Source organism: Deltaproteobacteria bacterium GWC2_55_46 (genome assembly GCA_001595385.3).
Lineage (GTDB): Bacteria > Desulfobacterota > GWC2-55-46 > GWC2-55-46 > GWC2-55-46 > UBA5799.
Genome location: LVEI03000001.1, coordinates 1,307,604 through 1,330,148, shown reverse-complemented (window position 1 = coordinate 1,330,148; position 22,545 = coordinate 1,307,604). Strand labels below are relative to the sequence as shown.

Annotated in this window: 13 protein-coding genes; 5 read left to right on the top strand and 8 right to left on the bottom strand. The window is 56.0% G+C overall.

The window, feature by feature from the left end; all coding sequences use genetic code 11:
• Nucleotides 1-50 precede the first annotated feature (50 nt).
• From A2V21_306235 to A2V21_306215, 5 genes are all read right to left on the bottom strand, one after another.
• Nucleotides 51-395, bottom strand: coding sequence for a preprotein translocase subunit SecG (locus A2V21_306235; GenBank protein ID OIJ75078.1), 345 nt, complete (start codon nucleotides 393-395; stop codon nucleotides 51-53).
• A gap of 187 nt (nucleotides 396-582) precedes the next feature.
• Nucleotides 583-1,341: a triose-phosphate isomerase gene (locus tag A2V21_306230; GenBank protein OIJ73898.1), complete on the bottom strand. Its 759-nt coding sequence runs from the start codon at nucleotides 1,339-1,341 to the stop codon at nucleotides 583-585.
• Nucleotides 1,342-1,406: 65 nt separating this feature from the next.
• Nucleotides 1,407-2,624: a phosphoglycerate kinase gene (locus tag A2V21_306225; protein ID OIJ73897.1), complete on the bottom strand. Its 1,218-nt coding sequence runs from the start codon at nucleotides 2,622-2,624 to the stop codon at nucleotides 1,407-1,409.
• A gap of 116 nt (nucleotides 2,625-2,740) precedes the next feature.
• Nucleotides 2,741-3,748 (bottom strand): type I glyceraldehyde-3-phosphate dehydrogenase, encoded by a 1,008-nt coding sequence (locus A2V21_306220; GenBank protein ID OIJ73896.1) that lies wholly within the window; start codon nucleotides 3,746-3,748, stop codon nucleotides 2,741-2,743.
• Nucleotides 3,749-3,859: 111 nt separating this feature from the next.
• The gene (locus A2V21_306215) at nucleotides 3,860-4,555 is read right to left on the bottom strand and encodes a type I 3-dehydroquinate dehydratase (protein OIJ73895.1); all 696 of its coding nucleotides are present in this window, start codon (nucleotides 4,553-4,555) and stop codon (nucleotides 3,860-3,862) included.
• Between the two features lie 367 nt (nucleotides 4,556-4,922).
• Here A2V21_306215 and A2V21_306210 point away from each other — a divergent pair, with 367 nt between their 5' ends.
• The 4 genes from A2V21_306210 (at nucleotide 4,923) to A2V21_306195 (ending at nucleotide 14,467) form a co-directional block, all read left to right on the top strand.
• Nucleotides 4,923-9,869: a hypothetical protein gene (locus A2V21_306210; GenBank protein OIJ73894.1), complete on the top strand. Its 4,947-nt coding sequence runs from the start codon at nucleotides 4,923-4,925 to the stop codon at nucleotides 9,867-9,869.
• Between the two features lie 232 nt (nucleotides 9,870-10,101).
• On the top strand, nucleotides 10,102-11,403 hold the full coding sequence (locus A2V21_306205) for a hypothetical protein (protein ID OIJ73893.1): 1,302 nt from the start codon (nucleotides 10,102-10,104) through the stop codon (nucleotides 11,401-11,403).
• A gap of 21 nt (nucleotides 11,404-11,424) precedes the next feature.
• Entirely contained in the window at nucleotides 11,425-12,888 is a 1,464-nt protein-coding gene (locus tag A2V21_306200) for a hypothetical protein (GenBank protein ID OIJ75077.1), read from the top strand.
• Nucleotides 12,889-12,979: 91 nt separating this feature from the next.
• Nucleotides 12,980-14,467, top strand: coding sequence for a hypothetical protein (locus tag A2V21_306195; protein OIJ73892.1), 1,488 nt, complete (start codon nucleotides 12,980-12,982; stop codon nucleotides 14,465-14,467).
• 156 nt (nucleotides 14,468-14,623) lie between these two features.
• Here the strand turns inward: A2V21_306195 and A2V21_306190 are convergent, their stop codons facing one another.
• Together A2V21_306190 and A2V21_306185 are read right to left on the bottom strand one after the other, a co-directional pair.
• Nucleotides 14,624-14,980 carry a hypothetical protein gene (locus A2V21_306190; protein ID OIJ73891.1) on the bottom strand — a complete coding sequence of 119 codons (357 nt, stop codon included), beginning with the start codon at nucleotides 14,978-14,980 and terminating at the stop codon, nucleotides 14,624-14,626.
• A 19-nt stretch (nucleotides 14,981-14,999) separates the two neighbouring features.
• A complete protein-coding gene (locus A2V21_306185) occupies nucleotides 15,000-18,542 on the bottom strand; it encodes a chromosome segregation protein SMC (protein ID OIJ73890.1) in 3,543 nt (1,180 codons plus the stop codon).
• Between the two features lie 352 nt (nucleotides 18,543-18,894).
• Here A2V21_306185 and A2V21_306180 point away from each other — a divergent pair, with 352 nt between their 5' ends.
• The gene (locus A2V21_306180; protein OIJ73889.1) at nucleotides 18,895-19,419 is read left to right on the top strand and encodes a hypothetical protein; all 525 of its coding nucleotides are present in this window, start codon (nucleotides 18,895-18,897) and stop codon (nucleotides 19,417-19,419) included.
• Nucleotides 19,420-19,482: 63 nt separating this feature from the next.
• Here the strand turns inward: A2V21_306180 and A2V21_306175 are convergent, their stop codons facing one another.
• A complete protein-coding gene (locus A2V21_306175; GenBank protein ID OIJ73888.1) occupies nucleotides 19,483-22,212 on the bottom strand; it encodes a pyruvate, phosphate dikinase in 2,730 nt (909 codons plus the stop codon).
• Between the last annotated feature and the right edge of the window lie 333 nt (nucleotides 22,213-22,545).

Sequence of the window (22,545 nt, the reverse complement as noted above, 5' to 3'; positions counted from 1 at the left end):
ATGAACCCTTGCGCCAGTCAAGGGGATTGAGCCCCCAGAGAGCCGACTTTTTAAGGCTGAGCGCCGCCAGGCGCGCCCGGTAGCGTTGCTGGAGCGGCAGGCTGGGCTGCGGGGGCCGCCGGGGCTGTAACTGCCGGCACATCGCTCATCAACGACTTTGTCTTTTCCCTGCCCGACATATACGTCAGTGTAAGGGAGGTGACCATGAAGATCCCGGCGCAGGCATAGGTCACCTTGGCAAGGAGTGTGGCCGGTCCGGCGCTGCCGAATATCGTCTGCGAAGAGGTGCTGCCGAATGTCGAGCCTATGGATGCCCCCTTGCCGACTTGAAGAAGCACAGACCCTATCATCACTACGCTGACGAGTATGTGGATTATTAGTACGAGCGTAAACAATCTATTCTCCTTCGAGACTATCTTGAAGATCAAAAAACGGCCTTTATGGCCGTAAGATGGCTTCGCAAACAATATATTCTACTTATTTCAACAGAAAAAGCAAGAAATAAAGATGCGGTCAAAGCGGAAGCGTTCAGGCAGGGCTGATCAAGGATATTCGGGCGTTACTGTGTTAAGGCCGGCAGGCTCAGTGGGGGCGCTGGAACCTGACTATCCTGGCGAAGTCCTCCGCCTTGAGGGACGCGCCCCCGACGAGGGCGCCGTCGATGTTCGGTTGCGCCATGAGCTCGTCTATACTGTCCGGCTTTACCGACCCGCCATATATTATCCGGACGTCCCGCACCGACTCTGACTCGAAAAGCTCGTAGAGCAGTTCACGAAGCGCGTTATGGACCTCTTCAGCCTGCTGGGGGGTGGCGGTTCTTCCGGTACCTATGGCCCAGACCGGCTCATAGGCTATCACGATCTCCTTCATGGCCGCCCCTGCAAGGCCGGAAAGCGCGTGAGATAGCTGCGTTTTTACCCGTGACAGGGTCTTGCCCCGCTCCCTCTCGTCAAGGGACTCTCCGATGCATACGATGGGTTTGAGGCCGACCCTTAATGCCGCGAAGGTCTTCTTATTGACCGTCTCGTCAGTTTCCATGAAGTATTGACGGCGCTCGGAATGGCCTATTATCACGTACTTGCATCCAACGGAAGAGAGCATCTCGCCAGAGACCTCTCCGGTATAGGCCCCGTCCTTCTCCCAGAAAAGGTCCTGTCCGGCGAGCTTTATGGGGCTGTCGGCGAGCAGATGGCTTAGGTGATGGATTGAGACATAGGGAGGGGCGACGGCGACTTCAACGTCTTCAACGCCTTTTAAAAGGTCCCGGAGCTTTAAAACCAGGTTCGCTCCCTGGCGCAGATCCGTATTCATCTTCCAATTTCCGGCAATGAGCGGCAGCATCAGCGGGTCCCGTATGATATCAATAATGACTTAAGGCTTACCTCTAAAAAGTCTTTCGGAAACAGTCAGTTGGCGGCCCTTGGCTTTTCCTTCTTACGCCTGAGCGCGGCTATGCCCGGAAGCTCCGCCCCTTTGAGAAGCTCAAGGAACGCCCCGCCGCCTGTTGAGATATAACTCATCTTGGCGTATTCGCCTGCCCTGTGGACGGCCACGTCGGTATCCCCTCCGCCCACTATGGTCATGGCATAGGTGCTGGCCACACTGGAGACCATGGCAAAGGTGCCGCGGCTGAAGGCGTCTATCTCGAATACACCCATAGGGCCGTTCCATACGATGGTTTTCGCGTTCTGGATCGCCTCGGTAAAGAGCTGAACGGTCGCGGGACCTATGTCGAGGGCCATCCAGTCCTTGGGGATCTCCTGATAAGTCACGACCTTTGTCTCCGCGTCAGCCGCGTACTTGTCGGCGACAACGAAGTCAACAGGCATATAAAGCTTTATATGCTTCTGCCGGGCCTTCTCGATAACCTCTTTGGCGGTATCGAGGGCCTCGTCTTCGGCAAAGGAGTTGCCTACCTCGTAACCAAGCGATTTAAAAAAGGTTAGGGCCATCCCGCCGCCTATTATGAGCTTGTCGACCCTGTCGCAAAGCGAAAGAAGGACCCGGACCTTGTCTGATACCTTCTTGCCCCCGATTATCGCGACAAGCGGCCTTGTCGGTTTTTCCAGGGCCATTGAAAAATAGCTTAGCTCCTTTTTCATGAGGAACCCGGCCCCGGCCTCTTTCACCGAATCGGTTATGGCGACGTTCGAGGCATGGGCCCTGTGCGCCATGGCGAAGGCGTCATCTATATAAACATCAGCAAGTTCAGCGAGTTTAATACCGAAAGCAGGATCGTTTTTCTCCTCTTCCGGGTGGAAGCGCAGGTTCTCCAGGAGTACCACGTCCCCGGGCTTCATGCCGTCGACCACCTTTTTGGCGTCATTGCCCACGCAGTCAGGGGCAAGCAGGACATCCTTTTCAAGAAGTCTGCCCAGCCTCTTTGCGACCGGTGCGAGGCTCATCTCAGGGGCCCTTTTGCCCTTCGGGCGTCCCAGGTGAGAGGCGAGGATCACCTTCGCGTTCTCGTCAAGCGCGTAATTTATAGTAGGGAGAACGCTCCTTATCCTGGTGTCGTCCGTTATGTTATGGTTCTCATCAAGAGGGACGTTAAAGTCCACCCTGATAAAGACCCTTTTGCCTTTAAGGTTTATTTCGTCAATGTATTTAAGGCCCTTATTCAAGATCTCACCTCCAAAAACCACGGAGCATCAAATAGGCCCGTGTTGGATTTTTTAAATTTATCAGATAGTTATCTGCTTATAACGCGGTGGCGGCCAACCCGCGACCTTTAGACCCCTCAGATGCCTTTCTGTGCCATGAAAAGGACCAGGTCCCTCATCCTTGAGGAGAAGCCCCATTCATTATCATACCATGCCAATACCTTGGCCATGTTCCCGCCGATGACCTTCGTCCCGCCCGCGTCGAATATCGAGGAATGGGGGTTGCCCCTGAAATCCATTGAGACAAGAGGCTCTTCGGTATATTCGAGTATCCCCAAAAGGTTAGTCTTCGCGGCTTCCCGGAAGGCCGAGTTTATCTCCTCTACGGTCACGGCCTTTGAAAGCTCCGCGGTAAGGTCGACAACCGATACGGTCGGGACCGGAACCCTTATGGACATGCCGTCGAGCCTGCCCTTAAGTTCCGGTAAAACAAGGGAAACCGCCTTAGCCGCGCCGGTCGATGTAGGTATCATGGAGAGCGCTGCCGCTCTTGCCCTTCTCAGGTCTTTATGCGGAAGGTCGAGTATCCTCTGGTCGTTGGTATAGGCGTGGACGGTAGTCATGAGGCCCTTTATGATGCCGAACTTGTCGTTTAAGACCTTGGCGACCGGGGCAAGGCAGTTGGTCGTGCAGGAAGCATTTGAAATTATTGAATGTTTCTTGGGGTCATAGTTGTCCTGGTTGACGCCAAGGCATATGGTTATGTCCTCGTTCTTGGCAGGGGCAGAGATGACGACCTTTTTTGCGCCCGCTGTTATGTGCCCTTCTGCCTTCTCCCTGTTCGTGAAAAGGCCGGTGCATTCAAGCGCTATGTCAACCTTGAGCTCCTTCCATGGGAGTTTCGCCGGGTCCTTCTCGGCGGTGACCTTTATCTCTTTTCCGTTCAGGATTATGGAGTTATCCTTGACAGAGACCTCAGCCGGGATCTTTCCAAAGACAGAATCGTACTTGAGGAGGTGGGCAAGGGTGGGGGCATCGGTCACGTCGTTTATGCAGACGAACTCTATCTTGTCAAGGTCACCCAGGGATGTCCTGAGTATATTCCTTCCGATGCGTCCGAACCCGTTTATCGCTACCCTTACCATGTTATCCCTCCGTAGCCAGAATAATTTACCCTTTGCGGGGTGAAATTCGAAATGAAAAGGTATCTTAATTCAACAGGCCTCTAATGTCAACCTGTGGGGAAGGCTTTCGCCTCAGAAGCCGTAACGCTTGAATTCTCTTTTTAAATCCCTCAAGGATAACTGCCCCGGGGCTGTCTTTCCCGTAATCGAGCCGTATGAAAAAAGGGAGCCGATCATCGGAAAAAAGACCCGGGAAGCGGCCCCGAACGCCCCCATGCCTATTACGATGAGGTTGTCGCGGGAGGAAGGCAGCCTTACGAGCCTCCTAAGGTCGTCAGGTGTGTTGACATAGGTGGCAATCTTCACGATATCTGCGCCTGATGACAGACCTGAGTCGATGATTTTATTGAGTTTTTTATCATCTGGCGTGGACTTGAAATCGTGGTGGGAGGCTATTACCTTCTTCCCATCTTTTTTTGCAGATTTTACCACATTTTTCAAGATCCCGCTTGAGCTTATCTCTATGTCAACATATTCGGCAAAGGGGATAAGCGTGTTGAAGAGGGATATCCTTGTGTCGTCGTCGAGATGGGCCTGTCCGCCTTCAGCCCTGCTCCTGATAGTCAGGATTATCGGCAACTTGCATGATTTTTTGAGATCTTTAAGGGAGGCCGCCAAGACTTCAGGCTTCTTGTCGCGGAATGTGTCTATCCTCACCTCAAGCAGGTCGGCGCCATTGGAGATAGCCCTTTTTACAATCGATGGGCTTATCATGCCCACGATCACCGCGGCGGCTTTCGGCCCTCTGCTTTTTTTAATACGCGACATTCCGGCCTTCGGGGCCGCCCCTGATTAAATCCGGTATTTAAGGGCGGGCTCTCCAAAAAGTTGAGATTTGGATATTACCAATACTCAAATACGGGTTAAAAGTCAAGGAAAAAGGCCAGGGTAGGCTGAACAAGCGTCTCCAAAAAAAATTAATGAAAGCTATCAATGAATTTTAATGATTGTATTGAATAATGCTATCGGGATAAAATGTCCTATCCGTCGGTCATTCAAATTTTTTAAGAACGAAATCTTGAATTGCCGGGTGCTGCCGGGTTATAATCCCGTTTGCAAGTACCCGCTTTTCATTATTAAAAAAAATTCCCAATATGCTTGATAATACACTGAACATATCGCACCGGAGCCTGCCATGGTAGGCGTTGTCCTTGGACTTTTCCTCGCCTTTTCCCTTGCCATCTCCTGGGTCTCTGGTGACAAGGAGAAGAACAGGCTTGAAGGCAGGCTTGAGGAGAGGACCTCCACTGAGCGCAAGCTCGAGGCCGATATAAACGCCCTCAAGGGCAAGGTTGCTCAGGACGCTGATTCCTTGAAGGAGCTGGAGATCAAGGTCAAGGCTGAGCAGACTGAGAAGAAGAAGGTCGAGAGGGCGCTCGCGCTCGAGGAGCGGCAGAGGAGGATCCTTGAGAGGGAAAAGGAGAGCCTTATTGGAAGCGTCGACCTTGATAAGGAGCGTGAAAAGATAAGGGCCGAGGTAGAGTCCAAGGTCAAAGACGAGATCGCAGGGCTCGAGGCCAAGCTCAATTCCGTTGAAGAGGCAAAGGCCAGGTTCGAGGCCGAGATGAAGCTTAAGATAGAGGAGGAGGCCAGGAAGAAGGCTGAATCCGCCTGGACGCAGGCAGAGCTTGCCAGGGCAAACGCCCAGGAGGCGGCGGCAAAATCGGAAAGGCTCGAAAAAAAGCTAAAGGAAATCGAGATCTCAAGCCGTGAGATGGAGGAGCGTGTAAAGGGGCACGAGGCCGCCAGGAAGGAGCTTGAGCTCAAGCTTGCCAGGGAAAAGGAGGGCAGCACCATCCTTGAGGCAAGGCTCAAGGATGCTGAAGAGGCCTTCATAACCGCGAAGGCCTCTTCCGAGGTAGTCCAAGAGGCACCCGTAAGCGCTCCTGCTGCGAGTCCGGAGGGGCTTGCGGCCGCTGTGAAGGCGGCTGAGGCAGCTCAGTTGAAGGCCGATGAGGCAGTAAGTGCCGTGGCCCTTCTCGACAGCTCAAGGGACGAGGCGAGAAAGAAGCTCGAAGAAAGCCTCAATGCATTGTCTGCCCTTGAGCTGCAAGCCGCGAACCTGAATACCGAAAAAAATCAGCTTAAAATTGATTCAGATCAAAAGGCCCAACTCATACTGGCGCTCAGGGAAGAGCTTAACGCATCAAGGCAGTCTGAGGCCGCCTTGAAAACCGAGCTTGCCACAAAACTTGCCGCGGCTCAGGATGCCGGTATCAAGGCTGCCGCCGAGATGAAGGCCAGGCTCGAGGAGGAAGGCAAAAAGGCTGCCGAGGCCCTGAGCCAGGCAGAGCTTGCTACCGCCAGGGCCCAGGAATCCGGAGCGAGGGCCATCGGGCTGGAGACCAGGCTGAGGGAACTTGAGAAGGCCGGCCAGAGCAGGGAGGCGTCGCTCAAGGAGTACGAGTCGGCGTTGAAGGCCTCGGGGCTCAAGCTCGCGCAGGCGATAGAGGAGAAGAACTCTTTAGAGAGCAGGCTCAATGAGGCCGAAGAGGCCTTGATCGTTGCAAAGGCCTCGACTGAAAGCGTCAAGGAAGCCGCTCTCGCCCCTTCTGAGGTAAGCCCGGAAGAGCTTGAGAGCGCCAGGAAGGCCGCCGAAGCCGCGAGTAAAGGGGCCGAAGCTGCCGCCATCAAGGTTGCCGAGCTTGAAAAGTCAAGGGATGAGGCCGGGAAGAACCTTGAAGAAAGCCGTGCCACACTTGCTTCACTTGAGCAGGACCTTTCCAGGCTCAGGGGCGAGAGGGACCTTCTCCAGAAGGACTCCGCTGACCATGCCAGGACGATAGCACAGCTCAGGCAGGAACTGACAGAGTCCCGGAAGACCGTAGCCGGACTTAAAGGCGAACTCGATTCAAAGCTCGCCCTTTTTGAGGATTCGAGGCAGAGGTTCGAGGCAGAGGCGAAACTCAGGGAAGAGGAGTCCCGGAAGGCTCAGGCCGCTTTGCATGAGGCAGAGCTCGCGAAGAAGACGGCAGAAGAGGCTACAGCCGGCAGCAAGGCGCTGGAATCGAGGTTCAAAGAGCTTGAGACGGTAAGGCTTGCCATGGAGGCCTCTTTGAGGGAGCATGAGTCCGCGAGACAAGAGGCGGAGCAGAGGCTCTTGCAGGAGAGCAAGAGCAGGGGCGAGATGGAAGCGAGGCTCAAGGAGGCCGAAGAGTCGCTCGTAGCCGCGGCTGCCTCCATAGAGAGCTCAAAGAAGGTTACGGTTGCCGGGCCCCAGGCCGCGGTGGCGGCCGAAGAGCTGGAGAGGGCAAGGAAAGAGGCTCTGGCCGCGAAGCAGGAGGCGGAGACCGCTAAAAAAGGGGTCGAGTCGTCGAACCTTATAATCGCCGAACTTGAAAGGTCAAGGGATGAGGCCAGGGCCTCTCTGGAGGAGAGCAGAAGGTCCTCCTCGGCCCTTGAGATGGAGATGGCCAGGCTCAATGGCGAAGCTGACCTCATAAGGAAGAGCGACGCCGAGAAGGCCAGCGCGGTCGCCCTTTTGAAAGATGAGGTCGAGCGGACTAAAAAGGCCGAGGCGGCTCTGAAGGCCGAGATCGCAACACTTGCGGCCAACGATGCCCTGGCCCGGAAGGAAAAGGAGAAAGAGCTTTCTGAAAAGGTGGCTGCTCTTGAGGCGAAGCTCGCCTCTTCCGAGGAAGCCGCAACGAGGTCGGAGGTTTCCTCCAGGGCCGGCCTTGAGTCTGTATCCTCCCTTGAAAAAGAGGTAGCAAGGCTCAACGGAGAGAAAGAACTGTCCGCAAGGGACGCCTCGGAAAAAGGTCAGGCTGTCGCCGCGCTTAATAATGAGATCGAAGCCTTAAGGAAGGTAGAGGCCGGGCTTAAAAAGGAGCTTGAGGAATCAAGGCTTGTAAGTGTTGATATCGCCCGGAAGGAGAAGGACGCTCAGGAGCTCTCTTGGAAGGCGGCCAGCCTCGAGGCAAAGCTCGTTGCTGCGGAAGAGGCGAGGAAGAGCTCAGAGGATAGCTCAAGGGCGGAGCTACTGGCCTTGACAGAGCGTTCCGAGAGGATTAAGTCTGAGAACGATGAGCTTGCCGGCAGGTTAAAGGAGACCCAGATAGCCCTTGCCATGGCCGAGGCCGCAAGCGAAATGGCTAAAGAGCTTATAGCGAAGAATACCGACCTCGAGCAGAAGCTCAAGGAGGCCGGCCTTGTGAACCTTCAGGGCAAGGCGGCGAATTTCGTCGCCCAGAAGCTCATCGAGCGCAACGCCGAGCTGGAGATGAAGATAAAGAAGGCCGAGCTCGCCCTCGTCCAGTCAGAAGCAGCGAGGACGCAGGCCGTCTCCTTGATGGGCAAACATACCGAGATAGCCTCGAAGCTCAAAGGGGAGGCAGAGGTACTTCTTGCAAGGAGCCAGGAGCAGGCGCCCTTGATCGAGACGCTCAACAAGAGGAATTCCGAGCTTGAAACGCGCATCAGGCAGGCGGAAGAGGCTCTCGCTCAGGCCGACGCGGCCCGCTTCATGGTGCAGGAGCTTAACGCCAGAAATGCCGAGCTTGAGGAAAAGCTCAGGGGCGGCGTGGTGGCCGACCCCAGGGCCATCGAAGAGTTGAAGTCCGCCAGGGCCAAGATGGAATCAAGGCTCGATCAGGAGGCCCGGACAAGGCAGACGATAGAGGCACGGCTCAGGGAGGCCGAGCAGGCAAAGGTAGCGGGCGAGGCGGCGATAAAGGAGCTTACGCTCGCGGCGCAGGCGTCAGATAAAAAACTTGCGCAGGAGTCGGTTGCCAGAACGGCCCTTGAGGCGCGTTTCAAAGAGGCGGCCGCGGCTGCAGAAGAGCTTAACTCCAGGAAGACCGAGCTCGAGGAAGAGTTGAGGATCGGCCGCTCTGTCGCTGTAGATACCAGGGCCCCGGTTGAAATCGAAGAGATGAGGGTTGCAAGGGCCGAGATGGAATCGAGGCTCGATCAGGAAGCCCGGACAAGGCAGACGATAGAGGCACGGCTCAGGGAGGCCGAGCAGGCAAAGGCCGCTGGAGAGTCGACCATCAAGGAGCTTAAGCTCGCGGCCCAGGCGTCAGATAAAAAACTTGCGCAGGAGTCGGTTGCCAGAACGGCCCTTGAGGCGCGCTTCAAAGAGGCGGCCGCGGCTGTAGAAGAGCTTAACTCCAGGAAGACCGAGCTTGAGGAAAAGCTCAGGGGCGGCGTTGTGGCTGACCCAGGGGCTATTGAAGAGCTTAAGTCCGCCAGGGCCGAGATGGAATCAAGGCTCGATCAGGAAGCCCGGGCAAGGCAGACGATAGAGGCACGGCTCATGGAGGCCGAGCAGGTAAAGGCCGCTGGAGAGTCGACCATCAAGGAGCTTACGCTCGCGGCCCAGGCGTCAGATAAAAAACTTGCGCAGGAGTCGGTTGCCAGAGCGGCCCTTGAGGCGCGTTTCAAAGAGGCGGCCGCGGCTGTTGGCGCAAATGACGCGTCAGTTAAGGAGCTTAAGATAGCCAGGGACGGACTTGAGGCGAGGCTCAAAGAGGAGATAGGTTCAAGGCATGCGCTGGAGGCCCGCCTGAGGGATGTAGAGACCTCTGATGGCGCGAGGGCCGCGGCGGTAAATGAGCTTGAAAGGGAGCTTTCAGAGACAAAGGAACGGCTCGCCAAAGAGGCTCAGGCGAGAAGAGAGCTTGAATCCGAGATAGCGAGGCTAAGTAAAGAGACCGAGGCCCTCCGGCAATCGGGGGTCGACTCTGCAGGGGTAGCGAGCCTTCAGGCCCAGTTCGCGAACTTGAGGGCCAGCATAGCCATGAAGCTCAAGAGAGGGGAGATAAAGGCCGAGGACGTGATAAGGCTCATGCGGGTAGACGATGTGCTCGGCTTCTATATCGTGAAAAGGGGAGACACCCTCTGGAGGATAGCGAAAAAAGAGGCCTACGGGAACCCGATGATGTGGCCCCTTTTATACAGGTATAACATGAGCCGGCTCAAGCACCCGGACCTTATAAGGCCGGGGAACATCCTCATAATCGTCAAGGACGTCAGTAAAGACGAGGCGAGGGACGCTCTGCGCAAGGCCAGGCTCAGGGGCGACTGGAAGAAGTGGTCGGACTCGGACAGGAAGGCCTGGCTCGAAGACTGGCTGAACTGAAGGACAAAAACAGATGGCGTTGAAAAGGGGGCTTATTTGAAGCCCCCTTTTTATTTAACAGACTGCTGAAAAAGGCCAATCTGTTAAATGTACGCCGCTTAAACTCTTTTTAGCCGCACGGTCAGTCCATTAATAATTGAAACGTTTATAAAGTAAACCAACAAGCGATTGATTTAAAAAGGAAAATTGATATAATCGCCGTTGGGAGGGGATTGTTGCCGTGGTCTTTCTGTTGGTCAAGCTCATTATCTGGACGGTTACTTTTCTTATTATAGCTACCTTCGTAGCCGTGATCTGCCGGAGGTTCTATACAGGGCGCAAGTACAGTCGCCTCGACATGGCGAGGCAGGGCTCCTTGCCGCTCCTGGAGGCGTTGAAGGCCGGCAGGAAGATAGAGGGCGAGGAAAGCTACAGGCACAGGCCTGGTTCCCCCGGGTGGACGGCTGTGGAGGAATGCCTCTTGCAATGCGTTGAGTCCGTGGACGGACGTGTTGAGGCGGCAAGGCTCCTCGACTCCCTCGGATATACGCGCCATTATTTAAGGAAGCTTAAGAAGGGGAGCAGGTGGGATAGCGCGCTGGCCGCTGAAAGGCTCGGCAGGATCAGATATGCCGCCGCCGTCCCGTACCTTATAGAGGCGCTCGGCAGCGACAGGAAGGATGTAAGGCTCATGGCGATAAACTCCCTTGGCGTCATAGGGGATGAGAGCGCCATCCCACACCTGATGAACGCTCTCAAGCAGACATTGAAAGACAAGGACGGCGAGGACGTCTCTGTCCGGGTCGTCAAGTCGGCCATCATCTCCTTCGGCACAGCCGTGCTCCGCGACCTTATGGGCGAGCTTAAGTCCCAGGACTGGATGGTGCGCGCTACAGCGCTTGATATCCTCGGCGAGATAGGCGACAGCTCTACGAGTGCCGAGTTCTCCCGCATGCTCGGCGACCCTGAGCATGAGGTTAGGGCCAAGGCCGCGAAGGGGCTCGGCAAACTCAAGGTCAGGGAGGCTATCCCGCTCCTGCTGGCGGCCCTCAAAGACCCGGACTGGGTCGTGCGCCTGCATAGCGCCAGGGCGCTTGGCTTGATCGGCGCTGAAAGCGCCATACAGCCCTTAAAGGCCGCGCTTACCGACAAGAGCTGGCAGGTCAGGGCAGCGGCCTCCGAGGCGATGGCCCTGGCAGGGGGCGCTGGTTTTATAGAGCTTCTGAACGTCTTAATAGATTCATCGGACCGCTACGCGAGAGACCAGGCGCTCGATCAGTTAAGCAGGGCCGGCTTTTACACTAAACTCAAGTCCTTCCTCGAAGGTAACGACTTAATACTAAAGGAAAACGGGAAAACAGCCGATAAGTATATCGGTAGAGACCTTCTTCTGGAAATGGCCCGCATCCTCTCTTCCCTGACCCAGGACAGGCTTGAGGGTATCCTGGCCTCTCTTTCAACCATGGGGCATGAAGCGGCGAAAGAGGATATAGCGGGAGTCTACGCACTAATAAAGGAGGTCCAGGGGCGTAAACCCCAGCCAAAGCCATCTTAAGTGAAGAATGGCTGCCTTGTTATCTCTGTGGAAATTATTTACCTCCTCATATCATGGTTTAACCATTTCGTGCTCGCGTATTATTTTGCCGCGAACGGGATATACCTGCTTTTGCTTGTGCTCGCCTCCGGCGTGATCGTAGTCCACCTCTCAAGGCTCGAATACGGAAGATACCAGCAGACCATACACCCATCGGTCGCCCCGCCGGTCAGTATAATCATGGCCGCCTTTAACGAGGAAGCGAACATCGTGGAGTCGGTGAGGTCGCTTCTGGGCCTCGACTACCCGGACCACGAGGTCATCGTCGTGAACGACGGGTCCAGGGACTCGACAATCCAGAGGCTCATCGACGGATTCGGCCTCACCAGGGTGAACGTCATATACCGCGAGTCGATACGCACGAGCAGGGTGGTTGGTTTTTATCTAAACGCGGAAGTGCCGAAGCTCATAGTGGTCGACAAGGTCCACGGCGGCAAGGCCGACTCCTTGAACGTAGGGATAAACGTCTCCAGGGCCCCTTACTTCTGCTCCGTCGATGCTGACTCGATACTGGAGGAGAGCGCGATAACGAGGCTCATGCGCCCTATCATTGAGGAGCCCAACCTGGTGAAGGCCACGGGCGGCATAGTGAGGATCGCCAACGGCTCTGAGATATCGGAAGGCAGGCTCCAGAACGTCAAGCTTCCGCCCGATACCCTCTCAAAGCTACAGATAGTGGAGTACATCCGGAGCTTCCTTTTCGGGAGGGCGGGCCTCAGCAAGCTTAACTCGCTCCTTATCATCTCAGGCACCTTCTCCATGTTCCATAAGAAGACCGTGCAGGCCGTGGGCGGCTTCATGCGCAACACGGTCACAGAGGACATGGAGCTTGTGGTGCGCCTTCACAAGTACCTTAGGGATAACAGGATAAAATACCGCATCAACTTCGTGCCAGACCCCATATGCTGGACCGAAGCGCCCAGGGACCTTAAGATGCTCAAGCGGCAGAGGCGGAGGTGGCACCTCGGGCTCGCGGAATCGATCTATATCTACCGGTCGATGCTCTTCAAGCCCCGCTACGGCAGGATAGGCTTCTTCGCGCTCCCATACCAGCTTTTTATAGAGCTACTTGGGCCTGTCATAGAGATAACCGGCTATTTTGTGGTGACGGCGTCATTCCTTCTTGGCCTTGTGGACAAGTATTTTTTCTTCCTTTTCCTTGTAATGGCCATCCTTATCGGGATATTCTTCTCCATGGCAGCGGTTCTCCTCGAGGAATTCTCCTACAAAAGGTACAAAAGGTTCAGGGACATGCTCATGCTCCTTTTTTACGGCGTGCTCGAGAACTTCGGATACAGGCAGCTCCTGGCGTTCTGGAGGACGCAGGCGGTACTGAGTTTCTTTTTCAAGAGGGACAGGAAGTGGGAGTACGTGAGGAAGGAAGGCTTCAGCCCCCCTCCCGCCAGGCTCGACGGGGGTACGCGTCCATCTCGTGGCGGCCTTTAGGGAATATCTTCCATCCGGTTAGAAGATGCCCGCGAGTATTAACAGCGGGGAGCTTCAAATATGTTTTTTCAAGAATAGAAAGGCCTTGAAGATGCGCGTTTTTACGGTACTCCTGTTCTTTTTATCTCTGTTGGTCTTTGTCCCACATCCTGCTTTTTCGGAAGAGGCATCTGCCCTTGAGCATAAGAAGGCAGGGGACCTCCTGGCGGCAAAAGAAGATTACAGGGCAGCGGCGGAAGAGTACTCCAAGGCCTTGTCGGCAGACAGGGGCGCCTTCACTTTATCCGAGAGGGCGCGGATGGCGCTTTCCATGTCGTGGGGCGGGCGGTTGGACGGCGCGATAGAGGAGTTCAAAAAAATAAAGGCCGAAGAGCCGTCAAATATAGAGGCGAGGAAAAACCTCGCGAGGGCCCTTTCCTGGTCGGGCAGGCTTAAAGAGGCGGCCGTAGAGATAGAATACGTCCTCGCGGAGCGCCCTGAAGAGGCCGAATCTCTCGTAGTCAAGGCCAACATACTCAGGTGGCAGGGAAGGTCGGGCGAGGCTATACCCCTTTACAACTCGGTCCTTTCAAGGGGCGAGGACTTTGACGCCAGGATGGGGCTTGCCTATGCACTCATCGAGAGCAGGCGCTTTAAGGCGGCCTCCGATAGCAAGGCCCTGCTTAAAACGGCATATCCGTACCAGGAAAGGGAGATGAAGGAGCTTCACGACGCGCTCTCAAGGGCGACAAGGCCCACCTTCGACCTTTCATCTGCCTATTACAACGATTCCGACTTCAACCAGGTAAGGCGCTTCGCGCTCGCCTACGGATTTTTGCTATCTGACCTCAAGGCCGAGCTCAGGTACAGGCACACCGACGCTGAGGACAGGACGAGGGACAAAAACGCTGAGAGCTTCTCTTTTTATCTGGCTGGCAGGCTTGGCGACGATATAAAGGCGCGCGCCGGGGCAGGCGCGGCCTTCAAGGGGAACGGCGGCTTCTTTACGGGCCTCCTTGGCGCTGAGACGAACCTCCGCGGCTGGACGGCTTCGGCTGGCGTGTCAAGGGACCTTCTTACGGACACGGCCCAGATCGTGGAGAACGGGATACGGGTGTCGGACTATTCGCTTTCGGCCTCCAGGGCCTCTGGAAGGACGAGCCTTTATGGAAGCTACAACTACAGGCGATATTCAGATGATAACTCCGCCAGCGACTTAAGCGTCACCCCCAGGTATACGCTCAAGCCCGGCAGCCCGAGGGTGGATATCGGGTACAGGTTCAGATACCTCGATTTCGACAGGCAAAGCGGCGGCGGGTACTTCGACCCGGAGAACTTCATCGCTCACCAGCTGCTTCTTACCCTTTCTTACGAGCATGCGGGCTTTTACGCCTATCTCGAGCCTTATTACGGGTGGCAGTCGTTCGACAGGAACGGTGCTTCGACAGAGGACTTCTTCGGTGGCGGCGCCGGGGTCATTGGCTACAGGACAGGCAGGTCTACAATCGAGCTTAGCGCAGAAGGGGGCGACTACGCGGTGGGGAGCGCCTCCGGCTTCAGTTACTATATGGCGGGTTTGAAGTTCGTCTTTGCTCCCTGACGCAGGGCATGAAATAAGTCCATCTGCTTCGTTGGCTTCAGAAGCCGGCTACTACGGCGTACCAAAGAAGTACGCCTCATTCGTCAAACGGCGAGAATCGCCTCGCATATGGTTTTTAGAGCAGCCTGAACGAAACTTTGTTTTTTAGCAGCCTGTTTAGCCCATCTCTTCTTCTATGCGCTCTATCGCCTTTTCTGATTCGTAGAGCGCCTTCCCGATCGGCCTTTCCCTTCCGAGGCATATCACAAGGCAGTAGCCTTCCTTGATGGTCGATATGGCAAGCCTTGCCTTGTCGGTCGTTATCGCCAGGCGCTTAACGCCGGAGAGGTCGAGGCTGGCGGCGGCATCCCTTGCTATATCGAGTATTATCTCGTGGTGGATGCCTATGAGGTCGATATTGACCTCCGGCGAGGATGCCCATGAGGCCACCACCTCGCCGTCATGGTCTATTATGATGGCGCCGGCAGCCCCGGCGCTCATCGAAAGGTCTTTTAAAATGTCTTTAAACGGCATTTGTTTTTGAGGCGGCCCCTTAGAGCCTGAGTGACAAGACCTTGGAGACACCTGGCTCCTGCATGGTTATCCCGTAGAGGGTGTCTGCCATCTCCATCGTCTTTTTGTTATGCGTTATGAGGAGGAACTGGCTTATCTTCGACATGTCCTTCACGAACAGGTTGAACCTGTCGATGTTGGCGTCGTCGAGCGGCGCGTCGACCTCATCGAGGATGCAGAACGGGCTCGGCTTTATGAGGAAGATGGCGAAGATGAGGGCGGTGGCCGTGAGCGCCTTCTCGCCGCCTGAAAGTAGCGTTATGTTCTGAAGGCGCTTCCCGGGGGGCTGCGCCGCGATCTCTACGCCGGCTTCGAGGATGTCCCCTTCCTCCGTAAGTCTCAGCTCAGCCCTGCCGCCGTTAAAGAACCTCGGGAAGGTCTCCTGGAACTTGGCGTTTATCTCGTCGAACGTGGACCGGAACTTCTCCCTGGTGGTCCTGTTTATCCTCTGTATGGCCGTGTGGAGGCTCTCCACCGACTTCGTCAGGTCGGCTTGCTGGTCAAGGAGGAACTGGTGCCTTGTCTCAAGCTCGTTGTATTCCTCGAGGGCGGAAAGGCTTACATCGCCGAGCGACGTTATCTTCTCCCGAAGATCGGTCCTTTGCTCCTCGAGCGCCTCTATCTGAGGGGCTGCCTCACCTTCGGCCGGGGCGTACTCCTCCACGGACGTTGAGTACTTCTCTGTCAGCCTGTCGTTCAGGTTTGAGATGGCAAGCTCCATCTCTTTTGTCTCTATAGTGAGATCGCCCTTCAATTCCTGAAGCTCGGAGTACCTGCCCTTGAGCTCCTTCAGCTCGTGCTCAGCGGCCTTTATCTGGCTGTTTATCGATTCAAGTGTCTCGGCCTTTTGAGTCTCTTCTTTCCTTATGCCGTCTATCCCTGAAAGGAGGCCGTTTAGCGCGTCCTTTAATTCTGCGAGGCCGCTCTCCTTCTCAGCTATCTCGGCGCGCCCCTTTTCGATATCGGCCCCGCGGGTTTCTATCTTCCGCCCGGTCTCCTCGACGGAGCGCTCCTTTTCGGCTATCTCTCTTTTAAGGGCCTCAAGGCGCTCACGCGAACTCGCCAGTTTTACCCTTACCTCGGTAACGATATTCGATAGCTCATCTTTTCTTCCCGCGAGGGCGGATATCTCGTTAGAGAGCAGGGCTATGGCCTCTTCCTTCTCGGCCAGGGCCTTCTCAAGGCCCTCCCTTTCAACCGACAGGGCCGCTTTCTTGTCAGCTATCCCGGCGAGCCTGGCGGCAGCCTGGGCGCATTCGGCTGTGAAGGTCTCGCGGTTTCTGCGGAGCCTTTCGAGATCGTCCTCCCCGCGCTTAAGCTCGCTTGAGAGGTTGACCTTCTCTATCTCGGCTCTGTGGAGCTTTTCCCGGAGGCTGTCGAGATGCGCCTTTGTCGACTGTATCGTCTCCTCGACGGTTTTAAGCCCGCCTTCCATGGAGGCGATAGAGCCTTCAAGGCGTGAGGCCTCAGAGCGGACCTTTTTTATCTCGCCCCTTCTCTGGAGGATGCCGCTGTCGGAGAGGGCCGACCCGCCTGTGATAACGCCCTGGGCGTCTATTGTCTCGCCGTCAGGCGTTACGAAGGTGCGGAAGCCGCCGCTGTCTTTCCAGGCCGTGAAGGCGGCCTCGATATTATCCGCCAGGAATACGTCCCCAAGGAGGCAGCTTACTATCGGCTCATAGCCTTCTTTTATCTTTATCTCGCTCGAAAGCGGCCTTGAGCCCTGGAACGCGCCGGAATCCGCCAGGACGGGGCTCGCCACAGGCCGCGCGTCGTTGACCGGTACAAAGCTCCCCCTGCCGGCGCCCTTGGCCTTAAGGTACTCTATCGCCTCGATGCCTTCCTTTGAGCTTTCGACAAGGACATACTGGAGCTTGTCGGCAAGGACAGCCTCGACCGCTTTTTCGTATCCCGGGTTGGTCTCCATGCAGTCGGCTATGAGGCCGTATACCCCGGCCTTCTCCGAGCGCTGCATTATGGCCTTGGCGCCGCCCTTTATGCTCTCGAAGTTCCTCTCCATCTCCTCGAGGGTGGCGAGCATGGCAGAGGCCCTGGCGTACTCTTTTCTCGCGACGAGCAGCTCGTCGTTCTTCGCGCCACGCTCGGCGTCGAGGGAGGCAAGTCTCTCCCTTACAAAGCCCAGTTCGGCGTCGAGCGCCTCTTTTTGCTCCTGGGCGCCAGTGATGCGCTCTTGGAGCGCCTGTATAGGCTCTTCTTTTGAGGCGAGTGCGGCGGAGATATTCTCCAGCTCTGTCCTCGCGCGCGCCTCACACCCCCTGGAATCGTCTTCTTCGCGCAGGCAGTTCTGTATAGAGTGCCTTATGTCGGAGAACCTTGTGGATATCTTGAGGGAGTCGGCCTTGAGGCCGCTTTGCGCCTCCTCTTTGCCTCTCAAGTCCCTTGAAATAGCGTCCAGGGCCGCGGAGTTTTCGCTCAGGAGCGCGGAAGATGCCTCTATCTCGGAGCCCAGCGCTGAAAGCGAGGAGACGAGCCCTTCCAGACCTGCTGAGGCCGCCTCCCTTGTCTTTGTGAGCTCGTCTATTTCCGCCAGAAGCCGCTCTTCCGTCCTTTTAAGCTCATCTATGCGCATGTTGGCGAGGGCGCTTTTGCGCTCCTCGTCCTGTATGCGGCGTTCGAGCTCGAATATCCTTTCCCTTACAGCCTTGTACTCCCCCTCGACCCCGAGGTACTCGACCTTTAGCTCTTCCGAGAGCTCTTCCTTTGCGGTAGCCATGGTGCTAAGGGATATCTCTTCGTCTTTTACCGCCTCGATCCTCTTGGCCAGCGTTGATAGCTCCTGCTTCATCCTGGTGTATTCGAGAGACGACAAGAGCAGTTCCAGGGATTTAAGCTCGTCCCTCAAGACCTTGTACCGTTCGGCCTTCTTCGCCTGCCTGTTAAGCGAGTTGAGCTGCCTTTTCACCTCGCTTATGATGTCGCTTACCCTTGTAAGGTTATCCCTGGTGGACTCAAGCCTCCTGAGGGCCGTCTCTTTCTTGTGTTTGAACTTGTTTATGCCGGCGGCCTCCTCGAAGACCGTCCTCCTCTCCTCAGGCTTGGCGGAGATCAGCCAGCCGACCTGCCCCTGCTCGATTATGGAGTAGGCCCTGGTGCCGATGCCGGTGTCCGTGAAGAGGTCGACTATGTCGCGGAGCCTCGATTGGACCTTGTTTATGTAGTATTCGCTCTCGCCGGACCTGTAGAGGCGGCGGGATATCTCTATCTCGGAGAAGTTGGCGAAGCTTGCCGGCGCGAGGCCGTGCTCGTTTGAGAAGGTCAGGACGACCTCGGCCATGCCAAGGGGCTTGCGCCCATCGGAGCCGGTGAAGATGATATCCTCCATATGCTTGCCGCGCAGGTGCCTGGCGTTTTGCTCGCCGAGGACCCACCGGATGGAGTCGACTATATTACTTTTTCCACAGCCGTTGGGGCCGATTATGCCTGAGGTGCCGGCAGGAAAATTGAGGGTGACCTTGTCGACAAAGGACTTGAAGCCGTGAATAGAGAGCTTTTTTATCTTCATCTTTCCACCAGAGGTTTGTAGGCGGCAATCTAACAGAGTTGCCGCCCTTTGTAAAGGAAAAAATACAATACAAAGTGTTAATTTAAATCGGCAGACACAATATATGGGGGGTCAGGAAAAATTCCTACACAAATTGGACGATGCCCTTTTTACGGGTTTCCGAGGGGCTTGAGGGGCCTTTTTTTGATGCAGGAACACTCTTCTGTTATAACGAAATAGGTTTAAGGATAGCCCCCAAGGCGGGACTGCCCTTTTTTTCAAAGCAAAAACGACTGGAAGGAGCCCTGCTTTCCGGGCATGCCTATTGCAGTTTCATATAAGGGAAGTTCCAAACAGTAAAGGAGGTGTTTTTATGAGGATCCTCAAAATAATGGGGTTCGTGCCGATACTGCTTGTGGCGCTGCTCGTAACCGGCGCGTCGGCCCGGGATTACGGCAAGGGGGGCGGCAGCATGATGCAACCCATGAAGCCGGCCCCGCAGACGAGCATGATCCCCTCACAGGCGTTCCCGAGCCTTGGGGGAGAAGCGCGTTATGAGTCAGGCATGCTGGGCAACGGTGAGGGTGTTTATTATATAGGCACCCTTTCCGATATAAACGTGATCGATAACGAGTTTGTCGTCAGGACAGAGGTGCCGGGGCTTTTAGGGCCGCAGCAGGCGGATGTGCCTTTCAAGACGAGCGCCGATAGCACGATAAGCGTATGCTTCAGGTCGGCGTTGAACTGCGAGTCCCATTTCGCCGGCGACACCGGCTGGGACGTTCTCAGGAACATCGAGGATATCACGCCGCTTGCTTCCTCTGATAAACGCGTGCTCATCATCGGCAACCCTGAGACCAATGAGGTCTTGCACGTCCAGATACTTTACGGCGCCTGATGACGTAAAAAAAGCCCCCCGGAATTCTTCCGGGGGGCTTTTTGATCTGTTTGTCCGGGGTTTTTATTTCCCGTTGAGCTTAAGGACTATTTTCCTCTGGCCGGCCGCCCTGGGGGACCTTATCTGGGCCTGGGCCGCCGCCAGCCTGGCGATCGGCACCCTGAAGGGCGAGCAGGATACGTAATCGAAGTAATTGAGATGGCAGAACTCGACGGAGGAAGGGTCTCCGCCGTGTTCGCCGCATATGCCCACCTTGAGATCTTCTTTTTTGGCCCTGCCCTTGGCTATGGCGAGCCTCATGAGGAAGCCGACCCCGGCCTGGTCGAGCGACTGGAACGGGTCGTTCTTTAATATCCCGGTCTTCTTCTCGTCGATGTAGTCGGGGAGGAACCTCCCGGCGTCGTCCCTCGACATGCCCAGCGTCATCTGCGTGAGGTCGTTTGTGCCGAAGGAGAAGAAATCCGCTACCTGCGCTATCTGGTCGGCGAGGAGCGCGGCCCTCGGCACCTCTATCATCGTGCCGATGAGGTATTTGACCGTGGTCTTCTGCTCTTTCATGACGTCCGAGGCGATTACCTTCGCCCTGTCCGCCAGTATCTGAAGCTCCTTGGCGTCGATTATAAGGGGAAGCATTATCTCGGGGGATACCTTTATCCCCTTCCTCTGGCAGTCGCAGGCCGCTTCCATTATCGCGCGCACCTGCATGTCGAGTATCTCACGGTAGGTGATAAGGAGTCTTGAGCCCCTGTGCCCGAGCATGGGGTTCGACTCGTGCAGCCTCTCGATCCTCCTCTTTACCTGGTGGAAGGGTAGGCCGAGCTTGTGCGCCAGCTGCTTCTGCTCGCTCTCGGTATGGGGGACGAACTCATGGAGAGGCGGGTCTATGAGCCTTACGGTCACGGGCTTGCCGTCCATCGCCCTGAAGATGCCCGCGAAGTCCTTTCTCTGGAAGGGCAGGAGGTCGTAGAGCGACTTTTTCCTGGTCTTCTGGTCTTCGGATATGATCATCCTCTGTATGGCGATCCGGCGCTCTTCGGTATCGAAGAACATGTGCTCGGTCCTGCAAAGGCCTATGCCCTCAGCCCCCAGCCTTATAGCGTTCTCCGCGTCATAGGGGGTGTCGACGTTTGTGCGGACCTTGAGCTTTCTTGCCTCGTCGGCCCACCTCATGAGCATATGGTAGGCCTCCGGGAATGCTGGCTTTATGAGATTGAGCGAGGCCTTGAAGACCTCTCCAGTAGAGCCGTTGAGGGTGATGGAGTCGCCCTCTTTCAAGGTGGTCTTCCCGACCGTCACGGTCTTGGAGGAGTAATCGATATTGAGGTCCTCGCAGCCGACTATGCAGCACTTGCCCCAGCCCCTGGCAACGACCGAGGCGTGGGAGGTCTTGCCGCCGGTGGCGGTGAGTATGCCCTTGGCGGCGTGCATGCCGCCGACGTCCTCGGGGCTCGTTTCCTTGCGCACCAGTATTACGGTCTTGCCCTGTTCAGTCCAGTTCTCGGCGTCCTTGGCTGTAAATACGATAGAGCCGGTCGCGGCCCCGGGGACAGCGGCTATGCCTGTGGCGAAAAGGTTCTGCTGGAGCGTCTCGATCGGTATCTTGGGGTCTATTACGGGGTAGAAAAGCCCTTCTATGTCCCTGTCCGATATCCTTAAGATAGCGTCCTTCTTCGTTATGAGCTTCTCTTTGACCATGTCCACGGCTATGCTGAAGGCGGCCATGGGGGAGCGCTTCCCGTTCCTTGTCTGAAGGATATAGAGCTTGCCTTCTTCTATGGTGAACTCTATGTCCTGCATGTCCTTGTAGTGCCTCTCAAGCTTCTTGCGGACATTGAGGAGCTCTTTATATACCCCGGGCAGGAGGCGCTGGAGGTCATTTAAGTGGATGGGGGTCCTGATGCCCGCCACGACGTCCTCTCCCTGCGCGTTCATCAGCAGGTCGCCGTAAAAGAGGTCCTCCCCGGTATTCGGGTCCCTTGTGAAGCAGACCCCTGTGCCAGAGTCGTCGCCCATGTTGCCGAAGACCATCTGGACGATATTGACGGCAGTCCCGAGGAGGCCTGTGATCTTCTCGACCCTCCTGTATGTCACCGCCTTCTCGGCCATCCATGAGCCTATGACGGCGTTGATGGCGCCCTGGAGCTGCTCAACGGGGTCCTGCGGGAAGGGCTTTTTCGTATGCTCCTGGTATACCTTCTTGAACCTCGGTATCAGCTCTTCGAGCTCGTGCTCTGTTACGTCGGTATCTGTTACCTTGCGCGACCTCGGTATATGGAGGCGGAGCCTGGTCTTTCTCTCCTTTATGTCGTCGAACTCGTCATCGAACCTGTGGCGCGGCACGCCCATGGCGGTCGAGCCGTACATGGTTATGAAGCGCCTGTATGCGTCGAGGGCGAACCTCCTGTTGCTTGTCTTTCTGGCGAGCCCCTCGACGGAGGCGTCGTTGAGCCCCAGGTTGAGTATCGTCTCCATCATGCCCGGCATCGACCTTGCCGCGCCGGAGCGGACCGAGACGAGAAGAGGGTCTGTGGGGTCGCCGAGCTTTTTGCCGGCGAGCTTCTCGAGCCTCCTGAGGTTCTTTTCCAGCTCTATATGGAAGCCCTGGGGGTACTTCTCGCCGCTCTTATAATAAAAGTCGCAGACCTCGGTAGTGATGGTGAAGCCGGCAGGCACCGGGAGCCCGATGTTCGTCATCTCGGCAAGCCCCGCGCCCTTGCCTCCAAGGAGGTCCTTCATATCCCCCCTGCCTTCGGCCTTGCCGCCGCCGAAGAAGTAGACACACTTTTTGGCCATATAAACTGTCCTCCGGGTATATATCTATATATCGATAGTGGATTAGGTCTTTAGGATCGGCCCTTCAAATGACCGCAGCAGGCCTCTATCAAAAAACAAAAGATTAGCAAAAAAGATCGGGGTTGTCATCAAAAATTGTCCTGAAAAGGGGCTGGGTACCCTGGCCGGCAAGCCTAAGGCTCTCTTTTAAACTCCTTGACACGCTCGCGAGACCTTCGATATGATAAAATATTGTAATAATCGCACCCAACAAGTATACACGCTTTTTCGCTGTCTGCATCCGGGGGCGCACCCTGAAGGTAACCGGGCGGTTTTCCGGGGCGGGGCCGGCCT

What these genes read in the sequence shown, in the direction of transcription:
- A2V21_306230 (OIJ73898.1), bottom strand. Translation starts at nt 1,341, where the DNA reads ATGCTGCCGCTCATTGCCGGAAATTGGAAGATGAATACGGATCTGCGC.
- A2V21_306220 (OIJ73896.1), bottom strand. Translation starts at nt 3,748, where the DNA reads ATGGTAAGGGTAGCGATAAACGGGTTCGGACGCATCGGAAGGAATATA.
- A2V21_306215 (OIJ73895.1), bottom strand. Translation starts at nt 4,555, where the DNA reads ATGTCGCGTATTAAAAAAAGCAGAGGGCCGAAAGCCGCCGCGGTGATC.
- A2V21_306210 (OIJ73894.1), top strand. Translation starts at nt 4,923, where the DNA reads ATGGTAGGCGTTGTCCTTGGACTTTTCCTCGCCTTTTCCCTTGCCATC.
- A2V21_306195 (OIJ73892.1), top strand. Translation starts at nt 12,980, where the DNA reads ATGCGCGTTTTTACGGTACTCCTGTTCTTTTTATCTCTGTTGGTCTTT.
- A2V21_306190 (OIJ73891.1), bottom strand. Translation starts at nt 14,980, where the DNA reads ATGCCGTTTAAAGACATTTTAAAAGACCTTTCGATGAGCGCCGGGGCT.
- A2V21_306185 (OIJ73890.1), bottom strand. Translation starts at nt 18,542, where the DNA reads ATGAAGATAAAAAAGCTCTCTATTCACGGCTTCAAGTCCTTTGTCGAC.
- A2V21_306180 (OIJ73889.1), top strand. Translation starts at nt 18,895, where the DNA reads ATGAGGATCCTCAAAATAATGGGGTTCGTGCCGATACTGCTTGTGGCG.
- A2V21_306175 (OIJ73888.1), bottom strand. Translation starts at nt 22,212, where the DNA reads ATGGCCAAAAAGTGTGTCTACTTCTTCGGCGGCGGCAAGGCCGAAGGC.